Raw genomic sequence first — 25602 nt, forward strand, 5'->3', positions numbered from 1 at the left:
GCGGTACCAGCGTCGCAGCGGCGGCGCAGCAGGTCGAGGGTGTGGTCGACGAGCGTCCAGGCGGGCCACGCGACCACGCTGACCGGGATGGCGCAGCTGACCGGTGGCCGGGCCGCCGCCTCGACCGGTCCGGGCGATCCGGCCGGCGTGATGGCCGAGATCTTCCTGGCCGCGCACGCGCCACGCTGATCGAAAAGCACTGGGTGCATCTGCCGCAAATCGGGTAGAAACGCGGAGCCCTCGACCGGGGCGATGCCATTTGTACGCGATTGGGGTGATGGACCATGAGCGGGCCTATCGTGGGCAAGCGCCGCCTCCGGGCCGAGCTGCGGCGACTCAGGCGCGAGCGTGAGCTGACCCAGGACCTGGTGGCCGCCGAGATGGAGTGGTCGCTGTCCAAACTCATCCGCATCGAGAACGGCACCGTGGCCATCTCGGTGAGCGACCTGCGCAGCCTCCTGGCCTACTACCGCGTCCACGACAGCAAGATGGTCGACGACCTGCTGGAGCTCGCCCGCGCCGCGAAGCGGCGGATGTGGTGGGACGAGTACCGGGCGAGCCTGCCCATGCAGTTGCTCACCTACGTGGGCTTCGAGGCCGAGGCCGTGGCCGTGGGCGAGTTCGCCCCGGTCATGTTCCCGGCGATCATGCAGACCCGGCGGTACGCGGCCGCCACGAGCACCATCGACGACGAGGTCGAGTCGCCGGTGGTCGAGCGGCGGGTGGAGTTCCGGATGCGGCGGCAGGAGGAGCTGCTCGGTCGCGAGCAGCCACCGAGCTTCCTCACCGTGCTGGACGAGTCGGTGCTGCGCCGCCAGCCGGTACCGCACGACGAGGCGCTGCTCGTGGACCAGATCGGGCACGCCATCGAGTTCGCCCAGCGCCCGTACGCGGACGTGCGGATCATGCCGCTCAACGCCGGGTTCCACGCCGGCTGGGAGGGCGAGTTCACCCTGCTGGAGTTCGGCGCCGACGACGCCATCCTCTACCGGCAGGGGCTGCTCGTCGAGGAGCCCGAGGTGGTCGCGAGCCACCGGGAGATCCTGCGGCGCATCTCGGAGCGGGCCCTGGCCCACGACGCGTCCATCGAGTTCATGCGCCAGGTCGCGGGCGAGTTAAAGCGCGGCTGAGGGGTGCGGGCCCGGCCCCCTGCACAGGAGGCCGGGCCCGCCGCCCGTCACGCGGGCGGGTGGAACAGGACGCCCTTGCCGCTCTGCAGCGTGGGCTGGTTGTTGGAGTACTGGTAGGCGATCGTGCCGCCGGCGTTCTCGATGCCGACGGTCGCGTTGCTGCCCTGCTCGAAGGCGTTGTCGAGCTCCTTGTACGCGAACGCGACGTCGCCGTTCTCGTAGAAGACCGCCTCGAACGTCAGCCGGCGTGACGTGTTGCCGTAGATGAACACGTTGCGCCACTCCACCACGTACGCCCGGCTCGGCGCGGTGCCGATCACGCCGGTCCGGACGCTGGACGAGCCGTCGACCACCAGGTCCGACCAGAACGGGTAGGCCGTGGCGTTCGGCGCCGCGGTGGTCGGCAGCGTCGTGTGGTCGGCGTTCGACGCACCCGGGTTGAGGAAGCTGACCTTGCCGTTGGTGTCGATCCAGGCCGAGTTGTACGTCTGCCCGTACAGCTTGACCGGGAACGGCGTCGTGACCTGGACGATGTTGTCGTCGCCGGTCAGGGTGAGCGGCGTGTCGGCGTCGATGAACGCCCGGGTGCCGTCGGCGCAGGTGTAGCCGAACGCGTCGGCACCCTGGGTGAGCGCCAGGTTCACGGTCGACGTGCCGGAGCTCACCGTCACCGGTGCGCTCGCCCCGCCGCCGCCGCAGGCGCCACCCGACCCGACCGAGGCGCTGACGGTGTAGGAGCCCGCCGCCACGTTGGTGAAGGTGTACGTTCCGTTCGCCGCGGTGGTGGTGGAGGTACCACCCGGGCTCAGCGTGACCGTCGCGCCCGACACCGCCGTGCCGGTGCCCTGGTTGGTGACGGTGCCGGTGACCGTGCCCGTCACGGGAGGCGGCTCAGACCCGCCACCCGGCGACTTGAACAGCACCGCGATGCCGTTCTGCAGGGCCGAGGTGTTGTTCGAGTACTGCAGGCCGACCGTACCGGTGGCGTTCTCGATGCCGACCGTGGCCGACGCGCCCGCCTCCGCGGTGTTGTCGATGCCGCCGTAGTTGGTCACGACGTCACCGTTCTCGTACAGGATCGCCTCGACGTTCAGCCGGCGCGAGGTGAAGCCGTACTGGTAGGCGTTGCGCCACTCGACGACGAACTGCCGGTTGGGCGCGGTGCCCAGCACGGCCGTCCGCACGCTCGCCGAGCCGTCGACGACCAGGTCCGACCAGTAGGCGTAGACGGTCGAGTTCGGCAGGGCCGCCGACGGGATCGCCCCGTGCTCGGTGGCCGAGACGCCCTGGTTGGCGAAGCTCAGCCGGCCGTTGGTGTCGACCCAGGCCGAGGTGTAGGTCGTGCCGTAGAACTTGAACCCGAACGGCAGCGTGACCTGGGTCAGGTTGTCGTCACCGGTCAGTGGCAGCACCGTGCCGTCGGCCGGGACGAACGTCCGTGCCGAGGCCGAGCACGTGTAGCCGAAGCTGTCCGAGCACGAGGCCGCGTAGCTCGCCGTGTACGTGCGGTCGGTCGTCGGCGCCGTCACCACGTGGGTCTGCGCGCCGCCGTCCGACCAGCCGGTGAACGCGTGCGGCACGTTCAACAGGCTCTGCGGGGTCGGCGCGCTGACGGTGTTCGTCGAGCCCTGGATGACGGTACGGGTGAACGGCGCCACGCCGCTCGTCGCGCCCACGGTCAGCTGGAGGCCGGCCGGGTTGGAGGCGAACGTCAGGTCGACCGTCTTCGGCTCGACGTTGACCGTGGTGGTGCTGGTCAGCCCGCCCGCGTCGGTCGCCGTCATGCGGAACTCGAGGTACGACGGGTACTCGTGGTCGGGCGCGGTGAGCGTGCCGCCCGCGACGCCGTTGAGGGTCTGCATCGGGTGCTCGTGGCACACGCCCGGCGACGAGCAGTGGTGCAGGACGATCGTCCAGCTCAGCGCCGACGCCGGCAGGGTGCCCTGCTGCGGGTCGGTGGCGTGGCCGGTGAAGCTGATCGAGTTGCCGACCGCCCAGGTGAGCGTGCTCGCCGGGGTGTCGATGAACGCCGTCGGCGCGTCGTTGCCGGCGGTGATGGTCAACGTCTTGTCGTTCGTCGCGCCCAGCGTGTCGGTGACCCGCAGCCGTGCGGTGTACGTGCCGGGGTTGGTGTAGGTGTAGGTGGCCTTCGGGTTCGTCGACGGCGCGCCGGTGTCGAACGTGCCGTCGTTGGTGAAGTCCCACTGGTACTGCAGCAGGCCCTGGTCGGCCGGGTCGGCGTCGTCGGACGTCGAGCCGTCGAAGTTCACGGTCAGCGGGGACCCGCCGGACGTGCGGTCGGCGGTGATGGCGGCGACCGGGGGCTGGTTGCCGTTGAAGTACCGGATCCGCCGCACGGTGCCGCCGAGGTCGACGTAGTAGAGCTCGTTGCCCGGGCCGATGGCCAGGTCGACCGGGTTCGCGGCGCCGGCGTCGAACGTCACGATGTTGGCGTTGTTCGGCAGGCCGTTGCTGCCCGGCATCATCGCCCAGATGCAGTCGCGGGAGTAGTCGGAGAAGAACAGCGCGCCACGGTAGGCGGCCGGGTAGGGGCCGCTGTCCGGGTAGAAGGCGACGCCCGACGACGAGGAGCCGCCGCTGGGGCACGTCTCGCCGGCGACGACCTTGGAGGCGTGGTTCCAGGCGTAGTACGGCTGGACGTTGGGCACCGACGGGCTCGCGCCGTACATCGGCTCACACAGGTTGAGGTTCGCGCCGTCGTAGCCGCCCTGGGCCGACGGGCCCTCGATGCACGGCCAGCCGTAGTTGCCGACCGGCGTGCCGGTCGGGTTGGCCACCCGGTTGATCTCCTCGTAGGTGTTCCAGCCGACCTCGCCGCTCCACACCTCGTTGGTGCCGGGGCGCATGGTGAACCGGAACGGGTTGCGCATGCCGTAGGCGACGATGCGCCGCGCGTTGGCGTCGGCCGAGGCGGCGAACGGGTTGTTCGGCAGGGCCGCGCCCGTGTTCGGGTCGATGCGGATGATCGTGCCGTTGAGCTGCGTCGCGTCGCCGGTGGTCCGCACGTCCTGGGAGCGCAGCGCTCCGCCCTCGGCGGTCGGCGGGCTCATCGTGCCGCCCGGCGGGTCGGCGCACGGGTTGCCCGCGAACTGGCCGTAGTCGGTGGCGCTGAAGCTGGCGCCGTCACCGGAGGAGGCGTAGAGCGCGCCGTCGGCCCCGAAGTGCAGGTCGCCGATCGAGTGGCTGGGGAACTGCTGGCACCAGTCGGTGATGAGCACCTGCTCCGAGCCGGTCATCTGGTTGCCGTTGGCCTGCAGGCGGGACAGCCGGCCGGTCACCACGCACGTGCCGTTGTTGGCGTCGGCGCAGACGTCGTTCCACCGTGGCGCCGTGCCGCCGGGCACCGCGTCGTACGTGTACAGGACGTAGACCCAGGGGTTGGTGGGGAAGCCGGGCGCCAGCGCCATGCCGAGCAGGCCGCGGTCCCACTGGTCGTGCACGTTGGTGCGCAGGTCGGCGAAGGTGTCCGGGGTCGGGTCCGACAGGCTGTCGAAGACCTTGATGATCCCGCGCTTCTCGGCGACGAACACGCGGCCGTCCGGCGAGAACTCGATGTTCGTGGGGTTCGTGAGCCCGCTGTAGACGGTCTGCTCCTGAAAACCGCTGGGCAGCGTCCCGGCGGCGGCCGGCTGCCCACCGGCGATCGGCACGAAGATGCTGGCCATGAGGGCGGAGGCCAGGAAAGCGCGCACGGTTCGTCGAGGTATCGACATGGACCGTCCTCTCCGGAGGGTGAGGCCGAGGCAGCGGGGGGTTCCCTGCACCCGCTGAAATTGCGACAGCCTACCGGCCGGTACCGACGCGAGTAACTGTCGCGTTTCCGACCATGATCAGGATGATCCGGTCCGAACCGCTCCACATTGGACACCGTCCGGGCCAAAGTCGAACCGATCGACCGACACCAGCATCATCGCGCGGCCGGGGCCGCCCTCCGCTCGGCCGCCGTGCGCTCACCCGCGCCGCCCTCCCAGACCCGCGCGATCTTGGAGTTGTGGTCCGGGATTTGTCCGACATGGACGGACATGGCGGGGACCACAACTCCAAGATCGCGGGCTAGGGCGTGGCGGTGTTTACAGCTTCTCGTAGCAGGGCTTGTCGAGCTTGTAGTCCTTCGCCGTCGGGCCCGTGAAGTAGTCCTTCACCAGGGGGATGTCCGTCGGGCTGGTCTGGGCGGCCGGGTTGTAGATGAGCGTCTGGCGGAAGATGCCGTCCGCGCCGCCGGCGTAGTTGCCGGCGCCGTCGGGCAGCATGCCCTCGTAGTCGACCTTGGTCAGCGACTTCGCCGCCTTGAGCAGGCCGGCCCGGGTCAGGTCGCCGTCGGCCTGAGCCTTCTTGAGGGCGGCCAGCAGCGGGTACGACCAGACCCAGCCCGAGGTGTAGCCGTCGTTCGGGGTGATCGACGAGCCGAGCGCGTCGCGCATGGCCTTGTGGCCGGGCGAGTCGGTGGAGAAGGTCTTCCACGGGGACGACTGGAGGTACAGGGCCTTCAGCGCCGGGGCGGCCGGCGACTGGAGCAGGCCCGGGTTCCAGGTCGGGCTGGTGCCGATGAACTTGCCGGTGAAGCCGCGCTGGGCGGCGCCACCGACGATGGCCGCGACGTCGGCCGGGCCGGCGGTGACGATGACCAGGTCGGGCTTCTGCGTCACGATGGCGGTGACCGCGCCGGCCTGCTTGTCGGTGCCGGAGTCGGTCTTGACGTCGATGAACTTCAGGCCGAGCTTCTCGGCGGCGATCTTCGTGCCGGCGGCGGCGTCGTCGCCGTAGTCACCGGCCAGGTGGACGGCCATGACCGTCTTGGGCTTGAAGGTCTCGTTCGCGTAGTCGACGGCGTTCATCGACTCGATGCAGTAGTTGGCGCCGGACTCGAGGATGTTGTCCTCGAACGCGTAGGCGGACGTCCACGCCGCGGGGGCGGCCAGCACGTTGTTCGCCTTCATGTCGCCGAGGATCGCGGCCGTCGTCGGGGAGCCGAGGCTCTGCGCGAGCGCCAGCACCTTGCCCTTGATCTCCTGGTAGACCTCGTTGTGGGTCTGCGGGTTGTACTTGTTGTCCCGCACGTAGGTCTCGGCGTCGACGTCGTAGCCGCCGATGCCGCCCTGGGTGTTGACCCGCTTCCAGAACGCCTTCTGCGCCTCGGTGATCGGCACGGCGAGCGCCTTGAACGGGCCGACGGTCAGGTCGGAGATGATGCCGAGGTAGATGCAGCCACGGTCCTTGTGCTCGGACTTGGGGCAGGGTTCCTTGGTGATGCCGACGTCGACCTTCGGGCCGCCGGACGACGACGTGTCTCCGTTGTCGGAGTCGCCGCCGCGGCAGGCCGTGAGCCCGCCGATGGCGAGCACCGCGGCCAGGGTGATGGCACCCAACCTCTTCATTGAGGAGCTCCTTCGTAGGGGTGTCGGGAGGAGGAGGTCAGTACGAGAACGGCCAGGCCTTCCAGTAGTTGCGGAGGCGTATCCAGATGCCGAAGAGACCGCGCGGCTCGAAGATCAGGAACACGATGATCAACACGCCGTAGAGAACGGTCTCCAGCTGATAGGCATTGGGCGACTCCACGGGGGAGTTGCTGATGAACGGAAGGAACGACGGGACCTCCCGGGTCAGCCGCGGCAGCAGCGTGATCAGGAAGGCGCCCAGGACGGCGCCGCTCACGGTGCCCGCACCGCCGATGAGGATCATGGCGATGTACTGCACCGACAGCAGCAGGTTGAAGGAGGTCGGGTCGAAGTAGCCCGCCCCGACGTACAGCAGCGCACCGGCGCAGCCGGCGTAGAACGACGACACCCCGAAGGCCACCGTCTTGTACCTGGCCAGGTTCACCCCGATCACGCCGGCCGCGATGTCGCGGTCCCGGATCGCGGTGAAGGCCCGGCCCACTCGCGAACGCGCCAGGTTGCGCGCCGTGAGAGCCGCGAGAACCAGCAGCACGAGCATCAGGAGGTACAACTTCTGATCCCGTGTGAGGAATGCGTCAGTGGTGTTGAGGTCGTAGCCCAGCAGCGACGGCGCCGGGGGCTGGCGGCCGACACCGGGACCGCCGGTGAGCTCCGACCACTCGTTGATCACGTGGGCGCCGATGAAGACCAGGCCGAGCGTGACGATGGCGAGGTACAGGCCGCGCAGGCGGGTGGCGAGCGGGGCCACCAGGACGCCGGCCACCGCCGCCGCGAGCCCGGCCGCGGGCAGCCAGATCAGCACCTCGGTGATGCCGAAGCCGATCGTGCGGCCCTCCGGGTCACCGGCCAGGGCGGCCGCCGTGTAGGCGCCGATCGCCAGGAAGAACGCGTGGCCGAGGGACACCTGTCCGGCCAGGCCGGTGACGATGTTGAGCCCGATCGCGCCGACCGCGGTGACGCAGGCGACGCCGAGCAGCTGGAGCATCTCGTCCTGGACCAGCCAGGGCAGGGCGAAGGCGACCACGAGCAGGCCGCCGACGGCGACGCGCTTGCTGGTCGTGTCGAGGAGCGCGACCTCCTGACCGTAGGAGGTGCGCAGCAGCGGGCGGTTCCTCATACCCTTTCGACCTCCCGGGTGCCGAACAGGCCGTAGGGGCGCACGAGCAGGATCAGCAGCATCACGACGTACGGCGTGACGACCGAGAAGTTGCCGCCCAGCCAGGGGAAGTCGCCCTGGTAGGTGGCGGTGACCTCCTGGACCACGCCGACGACCAGCCCGCCGACGACGGCGCCGGGCAGCGAGTCGAGGCCGCCGAGGATGATCACCGGCAGCGCGGTCAGCGCGACCAGCCACAGCGACTCGCTCACGCTGCCGCCGACCGCGGCGAACGTGCCGGCCACCGCGGCGAGGGCCCCGGCCAGCGCCCACGACAGCGCGAACACCGCGCCGACGCTGACGCCCTGGGCGAGGGCGGCCTCCTGGTCGTAGGAGGCGGCCCGCATCGCGAGGCCGGTCCGGGTGTACCGGAAGAACAGGAACAGGCCGGCGATGAGCACCGCGGTCGTGACGACCATGGCGACGTGCCGCTGCTCGATGAGGATGCCGCCGGGCAGCTTCCACGTGTCCAGGCCCCACGGGTCGCCGACGTGCCGCACGTCGAGGCCGATGAGGGCGTTGACGACGACCCGGACGGCGATGTCGATGCCGAGCGTGATGATCGCGACGGTGAACACCGGCCGGCCGATCATCGGCCGCACCGCGAGCCGCTCGACGCCCAGGGCCAGCGCGCCGGTGACCAACGCGGCCACCACCAGCGCCACGAAGAACCCGAGCGGCTTGACCAGGTAGGTGACCAGGACCGCGCCGGCCAGCATGAACGCCGGCTGGGCGAACGAGATGACCCGGGTGGCCTTGTAGATGATCACGAATCCGAGGCCCAGCAGCGCGTAGACGCTGCCCGTGCCAATGCCCCGCAGGATGCTCTCGAGGACGTCCTTCACGCCTTGCTCCGGTACATGTCGTCGACGAGCTCGGCGAACAGCGTCGCGATCGAGCCGCGCTTGACCTTCTGGGTGGCGGTCAACTCACCGTCCTCGTGGTCGAGTTCCTTGGGCAGCATGCGGAACGTCTTCACCTGCTCCACCGGGTTGTGCTTGGCGTTGACGTCGTCGACGACCTTCTGGATCAGGGCGACGACCTCGGGCTTGTTGCTCAGGTCGCGGTAGGTCGTATAGCCGAGGCCGTGCCGCTGGGCCCACTCGCCGACCGTGTCGAGCTCGATGCCGACGAGGGCGGTGAGGTACGCGCGGCGGTCGCCGATGACGATCGCCTCCTTGACGTACGGCGACGCCTTGAGCGCGTTCTCGATCTCGCTCGGCGCGACGTTCTTGCCGCCCGAGGTGATGATGATGTCCTTCGCGCGGTCGGTGATCCGCAGATGCGTGCCGCCGACGAGCTCGCCGACGTCGCCGGTGCGCAGCCAGCCGTCGGCCGTCATGGCGCGGGCGGTGGCCTCGGGGTCGTTGTAGTACCCGGCGAACGTGCCCGGGTGGCGGGTCTGGATCTCGCCGTCGTCGGCGATGCGGATCTCGACCCCGCCCTGGGCCTCCCCCACCGTGCCGATCTTCACCCGGCCCGGCCGGTTGCCGGTGGCCACCGCGGTGTTCTCGGTCATCCCGTACAGCTCGTGCATCGGCACGCCGATGCCCATGAAGAACTTCAGGACGTCGGGCGCGATCGGCGCGGCGCCGCTGGCCGCGTACCGCACCCGCCGCACGCCGATGCGCTCGCGCAGGGCCCGGTAGCAGAGCAGCCAGCCGACCGCGTACAGCACGCGGCTGCCCGCGGTGTGCCGGCCGCCGTTCGCGGCGAGCGTCGTGCCGATCCGGTCGGCGGCCTTGAGCCAGAGCCGCGCGTTGGCCCGCTTGAACCGGGACGCGCCGGACAGCCGGACGGTGACCCCGGCGAGCATCTTCTCCCAGATGCGCGGGACGCCGAAGAGGATCGTCGGTTGTACCTCACGAAGGTCCGCCTGCACGGTCGCGATCGACTCGCCGAAGTGCACGACCACCGCCGACGACGCGTTGAACCACACCGTGAAGACCCGCTCCGCGACGTGGCACAGCGGCAGGTACGACAGCGTGAGGTCGTCCGGCCCGGGCGGCGGCGAGGCGAACCCGCCGCCGGCGACGAGCGTTTCGATGGCGAAGTCCACGTTGGCGACGGTGAGCATCGCGCCCTTGGGCCGGCCGGTGGTGCCGGACGTGTAGACCAGCGTGGCCACGTCGGCCGGCGTCGAGGCCGCCATCCGCTCGGCGACCGCCTCCGGGTGCTCGGCCCGGTGACCGGTGCCCAGCGCGAGGAGGTCCTTCCAGGCGATGAGCTTGGGGTGGTCGTACCGGTGCAGGATCCCCCGCGGCTCGATGAACACGACCCGCTCCAGGGCGGGGCAGTCGTCGATGACCTCCAGCGCCTTGTCGACCTGCTCCTGGTCCTCCGCGAAGAGGATCCGCGCGCCGGAGTGCTCGAGCAGGTAGCGCACCTCCTCGGCCGGGTTGGTCGGGTAGAGCCCGACCGTCGAGCCGCGCACGGCGACCGCGGCGACGTCGGTGAACAGCCACTCGGGCCGGTTCTCCGACTGGATCGCGACCCGGTCACCGGGCTCGATGCCCAGGGCCAGCAGGGCGTGGGCGACCGTCTCGGCGGTGTCCCAGTACTCGCCCCAGGTGATCTCCTGCCAGATGCCGAGCTGCTTCTCGCGCATGGCCACGGTCGCGGGCGTCGCCTTGGCGCGGTCGCGCACCAGGGTCGCGATGGTCATTTCGCCTCCCCGAGGTACGCGCGCAGGACGTCCGGGTGGTTCTGGACCTCCTTGGGGGTGCCGAGCGCGACCGGGGTGCCGAAGTCCACCACGAGCACCCGGTCGGCGAGGTCCATGACGAGCCCCATGTCGTGCTCGACGAGGATCATCGGGATCGACATCTCCTCGCGGATGTCGAGGATGTAGCGGGCCATGTCCTCGGTCTCCTCCAGGTTCATCCCGGCGACCGGCTCGTCGAGCAGCAGCAGCTTGGGCTCCATGGCGAGCGCCCGGCCGAGCTCGACCCGCTTCTGCACGCCGTAGGGCAGCAGGCCGACCGGCAGCCGGCGCCACTGGGCGAGCTCCAGGAAGTCGACGATGTCCTCGACGACCGCCCGGTGGGCGATCTCCTGCCTCCGGGCGCGGCCCACCCAGGCGATCGCGGCGAGCGTGCCGTACCTGATGTGGTGGTGCCGCCCCAGCATGAGGTTCTCCACCACGGTCAGGTGCTGGAAGAGCTCCACGTTCTGGAACGTCCGGGCCACGCCGAGCGCGGCGACCCGGTCGGGCCGCATGCCGGTGATCTCGCGGTCGTCGAGCGTGACCCGGCCCTGCTGCGGGCGGTACACCCCGGAGATCACGTTGAAGATGGACGTCTTGCCCGCGCCGTTCGGGCCGATGACGGCGAAGAGCTCGTTGCGGCCGACGGTGAAGGACACGCCGTTGACCGCCTTGACGCCCGCGAAGCTCAGGTGGACGTCGTCGAAGCTGAGCACGGCCGGCGCGGTGCGCACCTGCGCCGGTGGGGTCTGGACCTGGGTCATCTGGGTTCCCCTATGACAGCCAGCGCTTGCGGCGCTTGTAGTGCTTCACGTCGCGGAAGGTCTTCGTCGTGCCCTCGGTGCGCAGCCCCAGGTAGAACTCCCGGATGTCCTCGTCGGCGAGCAGCTCGGCGGCCGGCTTGTCGAGCACGACCTTGCCGTTCTCCAACACGTAGCCGTGCTCGGCGATGGACAGCGCCATCGTGGCGTTCTGCTCGACCAGCAGCACGCTGGTGCCGCCGCGGTTGATCTCGACGATCAGGTCCCGGACCTGCTCCACCAAGCGTGGGGCGAGGCCGAGGCTCGGCTCGTCGAGCAGCAGGTACTTCGGCTCGGACATGAGCGCGCGGCCCATGGCGAGCATCTGCTGCTCACCGCCGGAGAGGTAGCCGGCGATGCTGCCGCGGCGCTCCTTGAGCACCGGGAACAGCCCGTACATCCGCTCGAGCGCCTCGGCCCGGCCGCGCCGCCGGGTGTGTGCGCCAAGGCGCAGGTTCTCCTCGACGGTCAGCTCGGCGAACGTCCGCCGGCCCTCCATGACCTGGGTCAGGCCGCGCCGCACGATGGCGGACGGGCGGAGGCGGTGGATCGGGCGGTCGTCGAGCGTCACGGCACCCTTGGTGACCGTGCCGTCGTGCACGTCGAGCAGGCCGGAGAGGGCCCGCAACAGGGTGGTCTTGCCGGCGCCGTTCGCGCCGAGCAGCGCGACGATCCGGCCTGGGGGGACGGCGAGGCTGACGCCGCGCAGGACCAACATCACGTCGTCGTAGACGACCTCAAGGTTCTGGACCCGTAACACTGGGCGGCTCCTCCGGGGGGTGCTCCGGGGGTGGGCATGTGGGCCAAACTTTTTGCATCGTCGGTGTATGAAGTTACGTGTATTTAACCTGTTCTCAGAGCAGAATCAAGCCCCAAATGTGTGTCAGTCAACACCGTTGGCCAAGTCGATATAACCGTCCGATGTGGACTTACGACGGCGGGTGATTCGGACCTTTAGGGTAATACCTGTCGATACGGACGGACGGGTTTCGCGATCTCGTGACTGCCGATAGGTTGGCTCCTTGTTTGCTAGAGCCTGGCCGTCCGTCGCCCAACCGGGGCGGCGCCGGGCAAGCGCCGCCTCGTCCAGCCCCGGACTCGTAGGCGGCAGTTGCTGGAAGGGTCCTTCGTTGTCCAAAGGACACCGCGTTCGTCGATCGGTGCTGCGGACCCTGTTGGCCGGCGCAGCGTCACTCATCGTGATGGCGCCGGCGACGGTAGCGCACGCCGATCCGACCGCCGCCGAGATCGAGGCCCAGCTGCAGAAGCAGGGCGCCGAGCTCGAACTGGTGGTCGAACAGTGGAACCAGATGAACGTCACGCTCGCCGACTCCCAGGCCAAGGTGGCCAGCCTGGAGACGGACCTCGCAAAGGCCACCGAAAGCGCTCAGAGCATCGCGATCGAGTCGTTCAAGACCGGCAACCGGCTGCGGAACCTGTCGGTCCTGCTGCGCGCGTCCTCGTCCGACTCGCTGGTCGACCAGATGGGCACGCTGGACGAGTTCGCTCGCCGGCAGCAGCGCACGCTGGACGAGCTCAAGTCCGCGAAGGCGAACCTCAACCAGACGCTCGCCACGCAGACGGCCCAGAAGACCGAGATCGAGGCGAAGAAGAAGTCCCTCGAGACGGACATGGCCAAGCTCGACCAGCTCAAGAAGAAGGTCACCGCGCCGCCGGTCAAGAAGGGCCCGCCGCCGGCGGTCTCGGGCAGGGCGAGCGCCGCGGTGAACTACGCCTACAACGCGATCGGCATCCCGTACAAGTTCGGCGGCGAGAACACCACCTCCAAGCCGGGGCTCGACTGCTCCGGCCTGACGAAGATGGCGTGGAAGCAAGCCGGCGTGACGCTCTCCCACAGTGCAGCGACACAGTGGCGGGAGGTCGCGCACATCTCGCGGTCCGACCTGGCACCGGGTGACCTGGTGTTCTACAACAGCCTCGGTCACGTCGCCATCTACATCGGCGGCGGCGAGGTCATCCATGCTCCGGCCGCCGGGCGGACGGTGACCCGGGTGAAGGTCGACATGGGTAACACGATCTACGGGTACGGGCGCGTCAAGGGCTGATCCGCTCGTTGACAGGGCCGCTCCGCGTTCGCGCGGGGCGGCCCTTCATGATTGAGCGCATGAGTTCGTGGGATCCGCAGCAGTACAGCAGGTTCGCCGACGAGCGGGCCCGGCCCTTCCACGAACTGGTGGCCCGCATCCCGACCCGCTCAGCGGTCGCGGTCGTCGACCTCGGCTGCGGCCCGGGCACGATGACCGCGACGCTCGCCGCCCGCTACCCGGACGCGGCGGTCCTCGGCATCGACTCCTCCCCCGACATGATCGCGGCCGCCGCACCGCTGGCGAGCCCGCAGCTCCGCTTCCAGCTGGGCGACATCGGCGCGTTCCAACCGGCGCGGGGATCGCTCGACGTCATCGTGGCCAACGCCTCCTTGCAGTGGGTCGGCGACCACGCCACGCTGCTGCCGGTGCTGGCGGCGGCCCTGGACGACGGCGGCACGCTGGCCTTCCAGGTGCCGACGGTCGGCGCGGAGGCGATCGAGCAGGTGGCGTCCTCCCCACGCTGGGCCCCGCTGCTGTCCTCGGCGCTGTCCGGCACGAGCCCGCGGGCAAGCAGCCCGGTGCTGTCAGCCTCGGAGTACATCGGCATCCTGGCCGGCGCCGGCCTCTCGGTGGACGCCTGGGAGACGACGTACCACCACGTGCTGCCGGGCGAGGATCCGGTGCTGGAGTGGTTCAGCGGGACGGGCCTGCGGCCGTACTTCGACGCTCTGGCGGGAACGGATCTGGCCGACTTCCGGGCGGAGATGGCGGCGGCGCTCCGGAAGGCCTACCAACGCCACCCCTTCGGCACGGTCCTGCCATTCCCCCGCCTGTTCGTGGTGGCCCACCGCTCCTGACGCTCGCCACTATGATCACGAAGGCTATTGCCACCCCACGGTGCGAAAACCCTTCGCGATCATGGAGGGACGCGGCCCACACGCCCGGCCGCGCTCACCCCGCCGCCTGCGGAGGCGGCAAACAGGCGAACGCCCCGGCCAGCGAGCCCGGCCGGGGCGTTTCGAGTCGTAGGTGTTGGGGGTTATGTGGCGTTATGCGGCCTGGAGGCCCTCGGCGCGAGCCAGCTCCCGAAGCCGGCCCAGGGCCTGGATCTCCAGCTGGCGGATGCGCTCGCGAGACAGGGAGAAGCGGGTCGCCACTTCGGTCAGCGAGTGCTCGCGGCCGTCCTCCAGGCCGTAGCGGGCGCGCATGATGCCCGCCGAGCGGTCGTCCAGGTGGTTGAGCAGGCCCTCGATCCGCTGGCGCTCCAGCGCGGCCAGGACGACGTCCTCCGGCGACGGGGCGTCGGAGTCGGCCACCAGGTCGCCCAGGTTGGTGTCGCCGTCGTCACCCACCGGGGTGTCCAGCGAAACGGTGTCCTGCGACCACCGCATGAGCTCGTGAACCCGCTCGACCGGCACGCCGAGCGCGGTGGCCAACTGCTCCGGCTCCGGCTCGTTGCCCAGCTCGCGGGTGAGCTGACGCGCGACGTTGCGCATCCGGTTGACGTCCTCCACGAGGTGGACGGGCAGCCGGACCGTGCGCTCCTGCTGCGCGATCGCCCGGCTGATCGCCTGGCGGATCCACCACGTGGCATATGTCGAGAACTTGTATCCGCGCACGTAGTCGAACTTCTCGACCGCCCGCACGAGGCCGGTGTTGCCCTCCTGGATGAGGTCGAGCATCGGCATGCCGGACCGCACGTAGCGACGGGCGATCGAGACCACCAGCCGCAGGTTGGCCCGGATGAACCGGTCCTTCGCGCGCTCACCCTCGGCGACCAGCTTCTGCAGCTCAGCGGCGGTCACCCCGTCGGGCAGCTGCTCGGACTCGAGCAGGTGCTCGGCGTAGAGCCCGGCCTCGACCGCCTTGGACAGCTCGACCTCAGAAGCGGCGTCGAGCAGCGGCGTGCGGGAGATCTCATGCAGGTACACGCCGACAAGGTCCCGCTCCTCGGCACCGGTGTCGGGTCGCATCTCCACTTTCACGTTCTCCACCTTCGGGCCCCTCCCCGTCCATCCTTCGCCTTCCCCGTTTCACCCTGCTAAAACGGGTGCCCCCCGGGTATGCCCCCTACACAACAGTCAGATGTCGTTCCGAATTCCGCCCACAGGGGCGATACGGTGACGACCCCTGAGAGCTGCACCACTTACCTAGACGCTCTGGAGGCTGCTCCGGTTCGCTTCGGTTGCAACAAGTGATACGTGGTATTCCTGCCCGTCAGACGCCTAAACTCGCTGTGAGTTCCCTGGGAACGGCGGCAGCTGGGCCCGGGATCGCCGGGGTTCATCGGCAACAGTCGGCCCGACGACAGGCAAAACGCGCTCAAGGATGAGAAATCGACGCGCCTCGTGACCTGTCGATATGCCGACCGGGTGACGCCGCCCACCACCTATTGGGCGTGCCATTCCCGCAACAGCCCGGCTTCCTCCTCCTCGGTCAGCCCGATTCTGTGCGGTTCGTCACGCAGCGCGACGCGTGTATCGGCCACCGTCTCGGCCAGCGGGCGGGTCCGCAGCCCGGCCGCCAGTGACGGGCCGGCGTCCCGGGTCAGGAACCCGGCGAACTCCGGCAGCAGCAGCCACAACGGCAGCGACCGCGGCCCCGACCAGGGCGCCACCTCCCGCTCCACCAGGAACTCCTGCGGGACCCAGGTCAGCTCGTGCACCGACGGCGCGCCCTCGGCCAGCGCCCGGTGGAACTCCTGGCGGCTGACCGAGGCACTGATTCCGTCGAGCGTGCCGGCCAGCCCGCGTTCGGCCGCCTGGATGATCCAGTCGGCGAGGTCGCGCGCGTCGACGACCTGGACGCGATCCTCGGGCGCACCGGGCGCCAGGATTTCACCCCCGCGCGCGTGTCGTCGCACCCAGTAGTCGAAGCGCCCGCTCGGGTCTTCCGGGCCGACGATGAGCCCCGCCCGGCAGATGAAGGATGCGTCGGTACCGAACGTGGCCGTGACGAACTGCTCACAGGTGACCTTGCAGCGGCCGTACGCTTCCGCGTCGACCGACGGATCGTCGAAGCCCGGCTCGGCCGGCGCCATGACCGGGGCGGTCGCCACGGTCTGGCCCGGGGTGGCCGCGTCGGCGTAGACCGAGCCGCTCGACACGAACGTGTAGTGCCCGGCCCGGCCCCGCAGCGCCGCGACGGCGTGCCGGACGTGGCTCGGCTTGCGCCCGACGTCGACGACCGCGTCGAAGGTGCCGTCGAGCGCGTCGAGCCCGTCGGGCCGGTCCCGGTCGACGCGGACGAACGCGACACCCTCGACGGGCTGGCCGGACTCGCCGCGGGCGGCACACACGACGTCGTGTCCGGCGTCGCGGGCCTGGCGGGCGACGGCCCGCCCGAGGAACATGGTTCCTCCGAGAACAAGGATCTTCATCGCCCGATCCTCGGTGCTCGCCGCGGCGGGCGGCGGGCCCGTTCGCGCGCGGCGGATCCGCCCGAGGCGAACAACGACGGTGGCCGCGGCCTGGTGGCACATCAGCCTTGATGCATCAGCCTTGATGCATCGGATCTGATGGATCAGGTCCGATGGATCAGGTCCGATGGATCAAGACGGCGCATCAAGGCCGATACATCCGAAGTAACGCATCAGAACTGATGCATCAAGGCTGATGCATCAAGGTTGGCGCGATCAGCGCGCCAGCGCCAGCGTCAACGCGCCAGCGTCGATGCATCCGAAGCGATACATCAAGACTGATGCATCAAGGTCGGTGCGTCAGCGGCGGTGCGACGGCGGCGGGCGGTGCGGGCGGGTCTTGTGGACCACCAGGGCGGCCAGCGCCATGCCGACCATCGCCGCCGCAGCAACGCCCAGCCACATCGACCAGCCGTGCCCGGGCCCGCCGGGCGGACGGAACGCGCCATCCACAATCGACGGCGCGGCGGACGGCGGCGGGGCCGAGGCGACCGGAGTGAAGGCCCAGACGCGCAGGTAGTCGACCTGGAACTCGGCCGGCAGGGACGTCGACGGGGCCGGCGTGCCGGCCGTGACCGCGAAGCCGAACCAGCGCAGCGCGGTGGAGACCGCGGGGTCGGCCAGCCGTTCGGTGCCGTCGACCGTCACCCGGAAGCCCGACGGCGCCCACTCGATCACGTACACATGCCAGTCGCGGAAGTTCCCGGTCAGCGTCCTCGTGGAGGTACCGCGGCCATCACCGTTGCTGACGAAGGCCCGGTCCTGCTCGCCCAAGGTGGTCAGCGACAGCTCCGACGCGTGGTCCGCGGCGGCGCCGTCCATCGGCCGCAGCAGCACCATCGACTCGATCCCCGCGCCGACCGGGACCCGGGCGCGGAACTCGTAGCGGCCGTACTGCTGGGCCACCCCGGGGCACTGCAGCTCGCCGGTGACGTAGGCGCCGCCGGCGCGGCGCAGGGCCAGCCGCAGCCGCCCGTCCGAGACCGTGACCGCCTCGCGCCGGAACGACGTGCTGTCCTCGAAGGCGATGCACGCCGGCGGCAGTATGCCGGCGTCGTCGAACGAGTCGGAGAAGAACGGCGTCCAGCCGACCGGGTCGCCGGCCCGTGCCGGGGCGGGAGCGGCAAACACGGTGGTCACGGCGACGGCGAGCAGCGCCGTCAGCCGGGCGGGCACCGAGGGGTACACGCTCGCAACCTACCGGATACCTAGCGGATGCACAGGGTTGCAGATCGTCGATATCGACCGCCTGACCGGTGCAAAGCGGGCACCGATCGGGCGAGCGACCCTCGCTGTAACCCTGAGGACACGCAGCTGTCGACCGCGGACGCTCGCGCAGGATCGACGATCACGGAAGGATGGCGATCGACGCATGCGTCCTTCCAAAAGGAGAGATCATGGCCCAGCCCCGCGCTCGCGGCTGGCGATTTGCGCAGCACCTCGCGGTGCCGGCTCTCGCCGTCGCGGTCGTCGCCCTGTTACCCCTGGCCAAGACCGGTACCGCCGAAAGCACCGATCGGTGGACGCCACTCACCCCGGCCAAGGTCTCGTTCACCCAGAAGACGGGCAAGACCACCACGGCCCAGATTCTCGGGTTCAACGACTTCCACGGCAACATCGACCCGCCGACCGGCAGTGGCGGGCTCATCAACGGCACGCCCGCGGGCGGCGCCGAGTACCTCAGCACGTACCTGACCAAGCTGCGCAACGCCGCCGCGCAGGCCGGCGTCCGCGACAGCGACACGGTGGTCGCCGGTGACAGCATCGGTGCGACGCCGCTGGTCAGCGCCGCGTTCCACGACGAGCCGGCGATCGAGGTCCTGAACAAGATGGGCGTCGACCTCTCCTCGGTCGGCAACCACGAGTTCGACGAGGGCGTCACCGAGCTCAAGCGCATCCAGTTCGGCGGCTGCCACCCGACCGACGGGTGCCAGGACGGCGACGGGTTCTCGGGTGCGAACTTCCCGTACCTCGCCGCCAACGTCACCAACAAGTCGAACGGCCTGCCGATCCTGCTGCCGTTCACGATCCGCTTCTACGAGGGCGTCCCGGTCGCGTACGTCGGCATGACGCTCGAGGCCACGCCGGGCATCGTCAACCCGGCCGGCATCAAGAGCGTCGACTTCAAGGACGAGGTCGAGACCGCCAACCAGTACTCCACCATCCTCAAGTGGCTCGGCATCCGCTCCATGGTGCTCGTGATCCACGAGGGTGGCGCCCAGTCCAGCCCGCCCGCGCCGCTGGACCCGTCCGGCTGCGCCAACTTCGCCGGCCCGATCACCGACATCGTCAAGGGTCTCGACCCGGCGTACGGCGTCGTGATCTCCGGCCACACGCACCGCTTCTACACGTGTGAGCTGCCGAACTCGTCCGGCGCCAGCACGCTCGTCACCAGCGCGGGCACGGCCGGCACGCTCGTCACCGACGTCCGCGTCACGCTCGACAAGAAGACCCGCAAGTTCGTCGACGCGACGGCCACGAACGTGATCGTCGAGAACGGCGTGAAGAACCCGGACGGCACCTGGAAGATCGAGAACGGCGTCCCGGTCCGCAACCCGGACCTGGTCGACCCGAAGATCAAGAAGATCGCCGACAAGTACCGCACCGCCGTCGCACCGATCGCCAACCGGGTCGTCGGCAGCGTGACCGCCGACATCACCACGTCGACGACCGCCGCCGGCGAGTCCTCGATGGGCGACGTGATCGCCGACGCACAGCTGGCCTACACCCAGTCGGCCGGCGCACAGATCGCGCTCATGAACCCGGGCGGCATCCGGGCGGCCATCACGTACGCCAACTCGCCCGGCGGCGAGGCGCCGGGTCAGGTGACCTACGGCGAGTGCTTCACGGTCCAGCCGTTCAACAACCTGGTCGTGACGCAGTCGTTCACCGGCGCCCAGCTCAAGGACGTGCTGGAGCAGCAGTTCGTCGGCTTCGGCGGGCAGACCGTCCAGCGCATCCTGCAGGTGTCGGCCGGCCTGACCTACACCTACAGCGCCTCCGCGGCGGCCGGCTCGAAGGTCAGCGACATCCGGCTCAACGGCACGCCGATCGACCCGGCGGCGTCGTACCTGGTGACGACGAACGACTTCCTCGCCAACGGTGGTGACGGGTTCACCAACCTGGCGAAGGGCACCGGCCGCGTCACCGCTCCGGGCTTCGACGTCGACGCGCTCGTGGCGCACCTCGGCGCGGCGCCGGTCTCGCCCGGCCCGCAGAACCGCATCACGCGTATCGCCTGATCAGTACCCGTGTGGGCGAGCGGCGGGTTTTACTCCCGCTCGCCCACACGTATGCTCGGCGACGCCGACTTTTTTCGAGGAGTGTTGATCTGTGGAGCGACCGAGCTGGGCCCCCGCAGACGTCGACTCCGAGCGTCCGAGCGTGGCCCGCGTCTATGACTACTACCTCGGCGGCTCGCACAACTTCGCCGCCGACCGCGCCTTCGCCGAGCAGGTCCTCAAGGCCATGCCGTCGGTCGTCCCGCTGGTCCGCAGCAACCGGGCGTTCCTGCGCCGCGCCGTGGCGACGCTGGCCGACCTCGGCATCCGCCAGTTCCTCGACCTCGGCTCGGGCATCCCGACCGTCGGCAACGTCCACGAGGTGCTCGCCGACGCCGGCATCACCGACGCCAAGGTCGTCTACGTCGACCACGACCCGGTCGCGGTCGCGCACAGCCGGTTGATCCTCGCCGACGTGCCGGGCACCGCGGTCGTCGCCGGCGACCTGCGCAACCCGGCCGACGTGCTGGCCCAGCCGCAGGTGCGCGGGCTGCTCGACTTCAGCCGGCCGGTCGCCTTCCTGCTCGTCGCCGTGCTGCACTTCGTGCCCGACGAGGACCACCCGGCCGAGATCGTCGCCGGCTACGCAGCCGCCGGGGTCCCGGGCAGTCACGTCGTGCTCTCCCACGCCGGGCTCGACCGCGAGCTCACGCCCGCCGAGGCCGAGGCCGAGGAGATGTACCGCAAGTCGCCCAACCCGCTGATCCTGCGCACCCGGCAGCAGGTCGAGCGGCTCCTGGGCGACCTCACTCCGCTCGACCCGGGCATCGTCTCGCCGTGGGACTGGCGGCCGGAGCGGGACGGCGCGACCGTCCCCGAAGGTGAAGCGCTCGGCTTCGCCGCTGTCGCCCGCAAGGACTAGTGGCGCCCTCCATCATGACCGCTCTCAGCTCCACGCCGACGTCGTGGGACCGTCCGCACCGCGCTGCCGAACGGATGGCACGCGCCTGGTCACTGGCCGTAGCCGGCACGAGTTACGTGTCGATGGGCGGCCTGGAGGTACAGGACTTCCTCACCAGCCTGTCGACACGCATCATCCACGCCCTGACGGCCGAGGTCTTCGACCCCGTCGACATGCGCGAGGTCGGCTCCACGCTGGTCGCGGCCCACTTCACCGAGCCCATGACGCTCGAGCGCACGATGGCCGTGCTCAGCGAGCAGTTCGGCAACGCGCCCGCCCGCCGCATCGCGCAGATCCAGGGCGCGCTCGCGGCCGGCTACGCCCTGGCCCTGCGCGACCGCGTCCTCGAGGAGCAGGAGGAGATCCGCACCGCGGCGCTGTGGTCGCAGGCCCGGGCCGAGGAGGGCCGGCGGGTCAGCGACGCGCGGTTCCGCGCGATCTTCGCCGGCGCGGCGATCGGCATGAGTGTCAGCACCGTCGACGGGCACATCATCGAGGTCAACCAGGCGCTGTGCGACATGCTCGGCTACACGGCCGAGGAGCTGCTCGCGATGTCGTTCGAGGATTTCGTACTGCCGGACGACCCGCCGTCGGCGGCCGAACTCTTCGCGGACCTCTTCGCCGGCCGGCGCGAGCAGGTCCGGATCGAGAAGCCCTACATCCACAAGGACGGGCACCGGGTCTGGACCGACCTGGTCGCCTCGGTGATCCGCGACGACGAGGACCGGCCGCGCTGGCTCGTCGCCATGTTCGAGGACATCACCGAGCGCCACCTGCTCCAGGTCCGGCTCCGCCACCAGGCCCTGCACGACCCGCTGACCCAGTTGCCGAACCGCACGCTGTTCTTCGACCGGCTCGCGGAGCTGCTCACGGACGCGTCCGGCGACGCCCGCGTCGGCGTCTGCTACCTCGACGTCGACGGGTTCAAGGTCATCAACGACACGCTCGGCCACGACGTCGGCGACCAGCTGCTGCAGACCGTCGCGCGCCGGCTCGCCCGGTCGATCACCGGCGAGGGCCAGCTGGTCGCGCGGATGGGCGGCGACGAGTTCGTGGTGCTGATCGAGAACTCGGCCGACATCGAGCAGGTCGTGTCGGTCGCCGAGAAGGCCCTCGACACCGTCCGGGCGCCGGTCCATGTCGGCGGACACGAGATCAGCATCTCGGCCAGCATCGGCGTGGTCGAGCAGCCGCTGCAGGGCACGAGCACGGGCGAGCTGATGAAGGCCGCCGACACCACGCTGTACTGGGCGAAGGCCGACGGCCGCAACCGCCTCGCGCTGTTCGACGCGGAGCGGCACGCGCGGGAGGTCAAGCGGTACGAGCTGTCGGCGAGCATGCCGGCCGCGCTGGAGCGGCGCGAGTTCTTCGTCGAGTACCAGCCGCTCGTCCGCCTCTCCGACGCCCGCATCATGGGCGTCGAGGCGCTGGTCCGCTGGCGGCACCCGCGCTTCGGGGTGCTCGGCCCGGACGCGTTCATCGGCATGGCCGAGGAGACGGGCCTGATCGTCCCGCTGGGCCGCTGGGTGCTGCACGAGGCCTGCAAGCAGGCTGCGGAGTGGCACCGCACCGCGCCGGACAAGGCCCCGCTCATGAGCGTGAACCTGGCGGTGCGCCAGATGCGCGACCGCACGATCGTCCGCGACGTCAAGGCGATCCTGGAGCAGACCGGGCTGGCTCCGGAGCGGCTCCAGCTGGAACTGACCGAAAGTGCGGTCATGGGTACCGGCGGCGAGCCCACCGAGGCCCTCAACGCGCTCGCCGACCTGGGCCCGCGCATCGCCATCGACGACTTCGGCACGGGCTACTCGAACTTCGCCTACCTGCGCCACCTACCGGTGCACAGCCTGAAGCTGGCCGGCTCGTTCGTGGCCGGGCTGCGCCCGCCGGAGCGCCCGGACCCGGTGGACGAGCAGATCGTGGCGGCCGTGATCGGCCTGGCCCACGCGCTGAAGCTGAGCGTCACGGCCGAGGGCGTGGAGACCGCCGAACAGGCCGGCCGTCTCCAGGCCCTCGGCTGCGACACCGCTCAGGGCTGGTATTACGCGAGCCCCGGCCCCGCCTCGGCGATCAAGCTCGCCTGATTACCTTCAGGCGACGTGCCACACGGCCGCCGCGCTCGGCATCAAGCTCGCCTAGTTGGCGGCGTAGGGATTCACTTCATCATGCATGTCGGTCATGAACTGCGACCACATGTCATCTTCGTGGGGGTCCGCCCCGATCATGTCGTAGTGTCCGGTGGTGAAGTCGGGGTCGAGCTGCCAGTCGGGCAGGTCGACGTCGTCGTCGCCCCCGTCCAGCGGCTCGTCCTCGACGTCCCCGTCGATCTCGAACACCCCGGTGACGTCGTCGGGCCCGTCGGCCTCCACCGCGTGATCAAACTGGTCGTGCTGGTCGTGCTGCTGGTCGAACTGGTGGTCGCCGAAGACATGGTCGACTCCACCGTCGTGGTCGACGTGGAGGCCGTCCTCGCTGCCCCAGTCGAGCTCATAGTCGCTCATGTCCTGCTCCAGGCGTCGGTCCGTCTACCCATGCAACGGTAGGGCCGCCCGGATGCCCCCTGCTCCCCGAAACGTGCCACGTGCCCCTTCGGGGACGGCGACGGCCGGCCGGTTGCGCCCCGGCCGGTCGTTTTGTGCCGATTCGATCGGTTACGGCTGGAGCCACCAGGGGCTGGAGTAGGCCACGCCGAAGTCGTTGCAGGGGTGGGCGTTCGGGCCCGGGCTCGGGTTCGCCTGGGTCGGGTCGGAGATGCGCAGGACCACCCAGTTGCCGGCCGCCACGTCCAGCGGGAGCGTGAACGTGGCCACCGTGTTGGCGACCGTGTCGACGACCAGCGGGACCGTCGGGGCCGTCGAGCCGGGGCGGAGGACCTGGATGCGCAGGGGCTTGCCGTCCCACTCCGGGCCGCGGTTGAGGTCGACCGCGAAGCGCACGTCGCCGCGGGACAGCGGGAGGGCGCCGCCCATGCGGGCCACCACGCCCGACGGGGTGGTCGCCGTCGCGTCCAGGCGCAGGCCGGAGACGCGGGTGGCGAAGAAGCGGCGGGCGCGCATGGCCTCGAAGACGCCGGCGCGGGTGTTCTGGGTCACCCACAGTCCCATCCGGCCCTTGCCCTCGGGGAAGCCCCAGTTGGTACCGTGCTCGTCCGACACGCCGCTCAGGCCCGTCCGCCAGCCGGCGTTGAGGCAGGCGTTGAGCGCCGACGTGCGGCCGTCCGACCAGCCGTCGAAGAGGTAGTCGTCGCCGCGGTTGAACATCTCCAGGCTGACCATCGCGTCGCGGGCGGCCGCGGTGTACGAGAAGTTGCCGAAGCGGGCGATCTCGCGACCCGGGTGGTTGAAGCTCGCGACACCGCCGTTGTTGACGATCCAGTTGTACAGGCCGCCCATGTTGCTCGAGCCGCCCAGGTCGGTGAAGCCGGCGGTACCCCAGACGTTGACGTGGCCGAGCAGCGGGTGCGACCACTCGAAGCCGCGGATCGCGGTGTAGTTGCCGGGGTCGTCGGCGGCGTTGGCCAGCGTGCCGGTGCGGTCCCACTCCGACTTCGACAGCCCGCTGATCGAGAACAGCGTCGCGTGGTCGGTCAGGGCGGCGACGTCGAGGCCGGCCGAGCGCATCGAGGCGAAGGCGAGGTTCGGGTCGCCGTCGCCGTCGGACATCACGGTGTGGTTGTGCATGTCGGCGTGCACCAGCGTGGTGCCCTGCGTGATCGCGGACGCCCGCGACGCGCCGGTGAGGGCGGCCGCACCCGCCGTCGCGACGGTGGCGCTGTCGGCGAGCCGGGCCGGCGCCGCGGCGGCGCGACCGGGTGCGGCGGCCAGCAGGAGCAGGCCGCCCGCGCCGGCGGCCCCGGCGAGCAGGCCGCGCCGCCCGATCCCGTCGGCCTCGGCCTGCTGGTGGGAGTGCGGGTGGGGGTGAGAGTGGTCGTGGCTGTGGTCACTCATGACCGTCAGCCAACGCGACGACCATCAATATATAGAAACATGTTCATGTCCGCCGGGCGAACATTCTCAGCGCGTGCGCCGATCCAGCCAGCCGTCGCCGTCGACGTCCTCGTACCGCGCGTCCATCCGCCCGTCGCGGTTCGTGTCCACCTCGGCGGAGTCGATCAGCCCGTCCCGGTTGGTGTCGTGACCGACGAACTCCGGGCGCCCGTCGCCGTCCGCGTCGACGATGATGTTGACGCCGCCGTCCGACCGGTTGACATACGTGTGCTGGTCCCACCGCCCGTCGCCGTCCCAGTCGACCCGCGTGTGGTACCCGTCCGTCGGCGCCCCCAGCCCGTGCCGCTCGCCGAACGACGACGGCTGCACTGGCTGCCCCGACTGCCCCGACTGCCCCGGCTGCTCTGACCAGCTCTGGTCGCCGACCAGCCCACCGAGCCCACCGCCGTGCGTGGGCGGGGCGGCCGGGGTGCCGCCGGCACCGTACGTGCTCGCCCGGTACACGGTGCCCGACCCGTCCCGCTCGACCTCGGTCGGCACGCCGTCGGCCGGTCCGTGGGGAGCGTCCGCCTCGGCCAGTCCGGCCGCGCCGTATGGGGCGGCGTCCTGCCCATACCCGGCCTCGGCGAGCCCCGCGTTGCCGTAGTCGCCCGCACCGCCGCCGTAGTAGGACGGTCCACGCTCGGCCCCGGACGCCTCCGTGAGCCCGGCGGAGCCGTAGTCGCCCGCACCGCCGCCGTAATACGACGGTCCACGCTCGGCCCCGGACGCCTCCGTGAGCCCGGCGGAGCCGTAGTCGC

The 25602-nt window shown here is 70.3% G+C and carries 20 protein-coding genes; 7 read left to right on the forward strand and 13 right to left on the reverse strand.

Annotated features, from left to right (window positions below; translation table 11 throughout):
• Together ABZS66_RS14420 and ABZS66_RS14425 are read left to right on the forward strand one after the other, a co-directional pair.
• Window positions 1–189 (forward strand): hypothetical protein (locus tag ABZS66_RS14420; protein ID WP_354757583.1); only part of this gene is annotated, 189 nt, incomplete at its 5' end.
• Between the two features lie 95 nt (window positions 190–284).
• On the forward strand, window positions 285–1130 hold the full coding sequence (locus tag ABZS66_RS14425) for a DUF5753 domain-containing protein (RefSeq protein WP_354757584.1): 846 nt from the start codon (window positions 285–287) through the stop codon (window positions 1128–1130).
• A gap of 47 nt (window positions 1131–1177) precedes the next feature.
• Here ABZS66_RS14425 and ABZS66_RS14430 read toward each other — a convergent pair whose 3' ends face one another.
• From ABZS66_RS14430 to ABZS66_RS14460, 7 genes are all read right to left on the reverse strand, one after another.
• Window positions 1178–4843 (reverse strand): PQQ-dependent sugar dehydrogenase, encoded by a 3666-nt coding sequence (locus ABZS66_RS14430; protein ID WP_354757585.1) that lies wholly within the window; start codon window positions 4841–4843, stop codon window positions 1178–1180.
• A gap of 378 nt (window positions 4844–5221) precedes the next feature.
• Window positions 5222–6526, reverse strand: a complete 1305-nt coding sequence (locus ABZS66_RS14435; RefSeq protein WP_354757586.1) for an ABC transporter substrate-binding protein — start codon at window positions 6524–6526, stop codon at window positions 5222–5224.
• A gap of 37 nt (window positions 6527–6563) precedes the next feature.
• Entirely contained in the window at window positions 6564–7664 is a 1101-nt protein-coding gene (locus ABZS66_RS14440) for a branched-chain amino acid ABC transporter permease (protein WP_238016042.1), read from the reverse strand.
• The gene (locus ABZS66_RS14445) at window positions 7661–8548 is read right to left on the reverse strand and encodes a branched-chain amino acid ABC transporter permease (RefSeq protein ID WP_354757587.1); all 888 of its coding nucleotides are present in this window, start codon (window positions 8546–8548) and stop codon (window positions 7661–7663) included. The genes ABZS66_RS14440 and ABZS66_RS14445 overlap by 4 nt, the downstream gene beginning before the upstream one ends.
• Entirely contained in the window at window positions 8545–10368 is a 1824-nt protein-coding gene (locus tag ABZS66_RS14450) for an AMP-binding protein (protein ID WP_354757588.1), read from the reverse strand. Before ABZS66_RS14450 ends, ABZS66_RS14445 begins: the two co-directional genes overlap by 4 nt.
• Entirely contained in the window at window positions 10365–11171 is an 807-nt protein-coding gene (locus ABZS66_RS14455) for an ABC transporter ATP-binding protein (protein WP_354757589.1), read from the reverse strand. Before ABZS66_RS14455 ends, ABZS66_RS14450 begins: the two co-directional genes overlap by 4 nt.
• Window positions 11172–11181: 10 nt before the next feature.
• On the reverse strand, window positions 11182–11925 hold the full coding sequence (locus ABZS66_RS14460; protein WP_354757696.1) for an ABC transporter ATP-binding protein: 744 nt from the start codon (window positions 11923–11925) through the stop codon (window positions 11182–11184).
• Between the two features lie 442 nt (window positions 11926–12367).
• Between ABZS66_RS14460 and ABZS66_RS14465 the strand changes: the two genes are divergently transcribed.
• Window positions 12368–13273, forward strand: coding sequence for an NlpC/P60 family protein (locus ABZS66_RS14465; protein WP_354757590.1), 906 nt, complete (start codon window positions 12368–12370; stop codon window positions 13271–13273).
• A 59-nt stretch (window positions 13274–13332) separates the two neighbouring features.
• Window positions 13333–14112 (forward strand): methyltransferase domain-containing protein, encoded by a 780-nt coding sequence (locus ABZS66_RS14470; RefSeq protein ID WP_354757591.1) that lies wholly within the window; start codon window positions 13333–13335, stop codon window positions 14110–14112.
• 192 nt (window positions 14113–14304) lie between these two features.
• Here ABZS66_RS14470 and ABZS66_RS14475 read toward each other — a convergent pair whose 3' ends face one another.
• The 3 genes from ABZS66_RS14475 to ABZS66_RS14485 form a co-directional block, all read right to left on the reverse strand.
• Complete coding sequence (locus ABZS66_RS14475) at window positions 14305–15228, reverse strand: sigma-70 family RNA polymerase sigma factor (RefSeq protein ID WP_354757698.1); 924 nt, start codon at window positions 15226–15228, stop codon at window positions 14305–14307.
• Between the two features lie 416 nt (window positions 15229–15644).
• Window positions 15645–16634 carry an NAD-dependent epimerase/dehydratase family protein gene (locus ABZS66_RS14480; RefSeq protein WP_354757592.1) on the reverse strand — a complete coding sequence of 330 codons (990 nt, stop codon included), beginning with the start codon at window positions 16632–16634 and terminating at the stop codon, window positions 15645–15647.
• A gap of 339 nt (window positions 16635–16973) precedes the next feature.
• Window positions 16974–17861, reverse strand: a complete 888-nt coding sequence (locus ABZS66_RS14485; RefSeq protein WP_354757593.1) for a glycoside hydrolase family 16 protein — start codon at window positions 17859–17861, stop codon at window positions 16974–16976.
• A gap of 209 nt (window positions 17862–18070) precedes the next feature.
• On the opposite strand from ABZS66_RS14485, the gene ABZS66_RS14490 reads away from it, so the two are divergent.
• The 3 genes from ABZS66_RS14490 (at window position 18071) to ABZS66_RS14500 (ending at window position 22939) form a co-directional block, all read left to right on the forward strand.
• Window positions 18071–19915: a bifunctional metallophosphatase/5'-nucleotidase gene (locus ABZS66_RS14490; RefSeq protein WP_354757594.1), complete on the forward strand. Its 1845-nt coding sequence runs from the start codon at window positions 18071–18073 to the stop codon at window positions 19913–19915.
• Between the two features lie 91 nt (window positions 19916–20006).
• Window positions 20007–20816, forward strand: a complete 810-nt coding sequence (locus ABZS66_RS14495; RefSeq protein WP_354757595.1) for an SAM-dependent methyltransferase — start codon at window positions 20007–20009, stop codon at window positions 20814–20816.
• 14 nt (window positions 20817–20830) lie between these two features.
• Window positions 20831–22939: an EAL domain-containing protein gene (locus ABZS66_RS14500; protein WP_354757596.1), complete on the forward strand. Its 2109-nt coding sequence runs from the start codon at window positions 20831–20833 to the stop codon at window positions 22937–22939.
• Between the two features lie 51 nt (window positions 22940–22990).
• Here the strand turns inward: ABZS66_RS14500 and ABZS66_RS14505 are convergent, their stop codons facing one another.
• The 3 genes from ABZS66_RS14505 to ABZS66_RS14515 all read right to left on the reverse strand — a co-directional run.
• On the reverse strand, window positions 22991–23356 hold the full coding sequence (locus ABZS66_RS14505) for a hypothetical protein (RefSeq protein ID WP_354757597.1): 366 nt from the start codon (window positions 23354–23356) through the stop codon (window positions 22991–22993).
• Window positions 23357–23506: 150 nt separating this feature from the next.
• On the reverse strand, window positions 23507–24802 hold the full coding sequence (locus ABZS66_RS14510) for a CehA/McbA family metallohydrolase (protein ID WP_354757598.1): 1296 nt from the start codon (window positions 24800–24802) through the stop codon (window positions 23507–23509).
• Window positions 24803–24868: 66 nt separating this feature from the next.
• Window positions 24869–25602 (reverse strand): hypothetical protein (locus tag ABZS66_RS14515; protein WP_354757599.1); only part of this gene is annotated, 734 nt, incomplete at its 5' end.

Origin of the sequence: Dactylosporangium sp. NPDC005572 (assembly GCF_040605515.1) — a bacterium.
Classification (GTDB): Bacteria; Actinomycetota; Actinomycetes; order Mycobacteriales; family Micromonosporaceae; genus Dactylosporangium.

What these genes read in the sequence shown, in the direction of transcription:
- ABZS66_RS14440 (WP_238016042.1), bottom strand. Translation starts at nt 7,664, where the DNA reads ATGAGGAACCGCCCGCTGCTGCGCACCTCCTACGGTCAGGAGGTCGCG.
- ABZS66_RS14475 (WP_354757698.1), bottom strand. Translation starts at nt 15,228, where the DNA reads ATGCGACCCGACACCGGTGCCGAGGAGCGGGACCTTGTCGGCGTGTAC.
- ABZS66_RS14435 (WP_354757586.1), bottom strand. Translation starts at nt 6,526, where the DNA reads ATGAAGAGGTTGGGTGCCATCACCCTGGCCGCGGTGCTCGCCATCGGC.
- ABZS66_RS14480 (WP_354757592.1), bottom strand. Translation starts at nt 16,634, where the DNA reads ATGAAGATCCTTGTTCTCGGAGGAACCATGTTCCTCGGGCGGGCCGTC.
- ABZS66_RS14505 (WP_354757597.1), bottom strand. Translation starts at nt 23,356, where the DNA reads ATGAGCGACTATGAGCTCGACTGGGGCAGCGAGGACGGCCTCCACGTC.
- ABZS66_RS14460 (WP_354757696.1), bottom strand. Translation starts at nt 11,925, where the DNA reads ATGTTGGTCCTGCGCGGCGTCAGCCTCGCCGTCCCCCCAGGCCGGATC.
- ABZS66_RS14510 (WP_354757598.1), bottom strand. Translation starts at nt 24,802, where the DNA reads ATGAGTGACCACAGCCACGACCACTCTCACCCCCACCCGCACTCCCAC.
- ABZS66_RS14455 (WP_354757589.1), bottom strand. Translation starts at nt 11,171, where the DNA reads ATGACCCAGGTCCAGACCCCACCGGCGCAGGTGCGCACCGCGCCGGCC.
- ABZS66_RS14425 (WP_354757584.1), top strand. Translation starts at nt 285, where the DNA reads ATGAGCGGGCCTATCGTGGGCAAGCGCCGCCTCCGGGCCGAGCTGCGG.
- ABZS66_RS14500 (WP_354757596.1), top strand. Translation starts at nt 20,831, where the DNA reads ATGACCGCTCTCAGCTCCACGCCGACGTCGTGGGACCGTCCGCACCGC.
- ABZS66_RS14490 (WP_354757594.1), top strand. Translation starts at nt 18,071, where the DNA reads ATGGCCCAGCCCCGCGCTCGCGGCTGGCGATTTGCGCAGCACCTCGCG.
- ABZS66_RS14450 (WP_354757588.1), bottom strand. Translation starts at nt 10,368, where the DNA reads ATGACCATCGCGACCCTGGTGCGCGACCGCGCCAAGGCGACGCCCGCG.
- ABZS66_RS14470 (WP_354757591.1), top strand. Translation starts at nt 13,333, where the DNA reads ATGAGTTCGTGGGATCCGCAGCAGTACAGCAGGTTCGCCGACGAGCGG.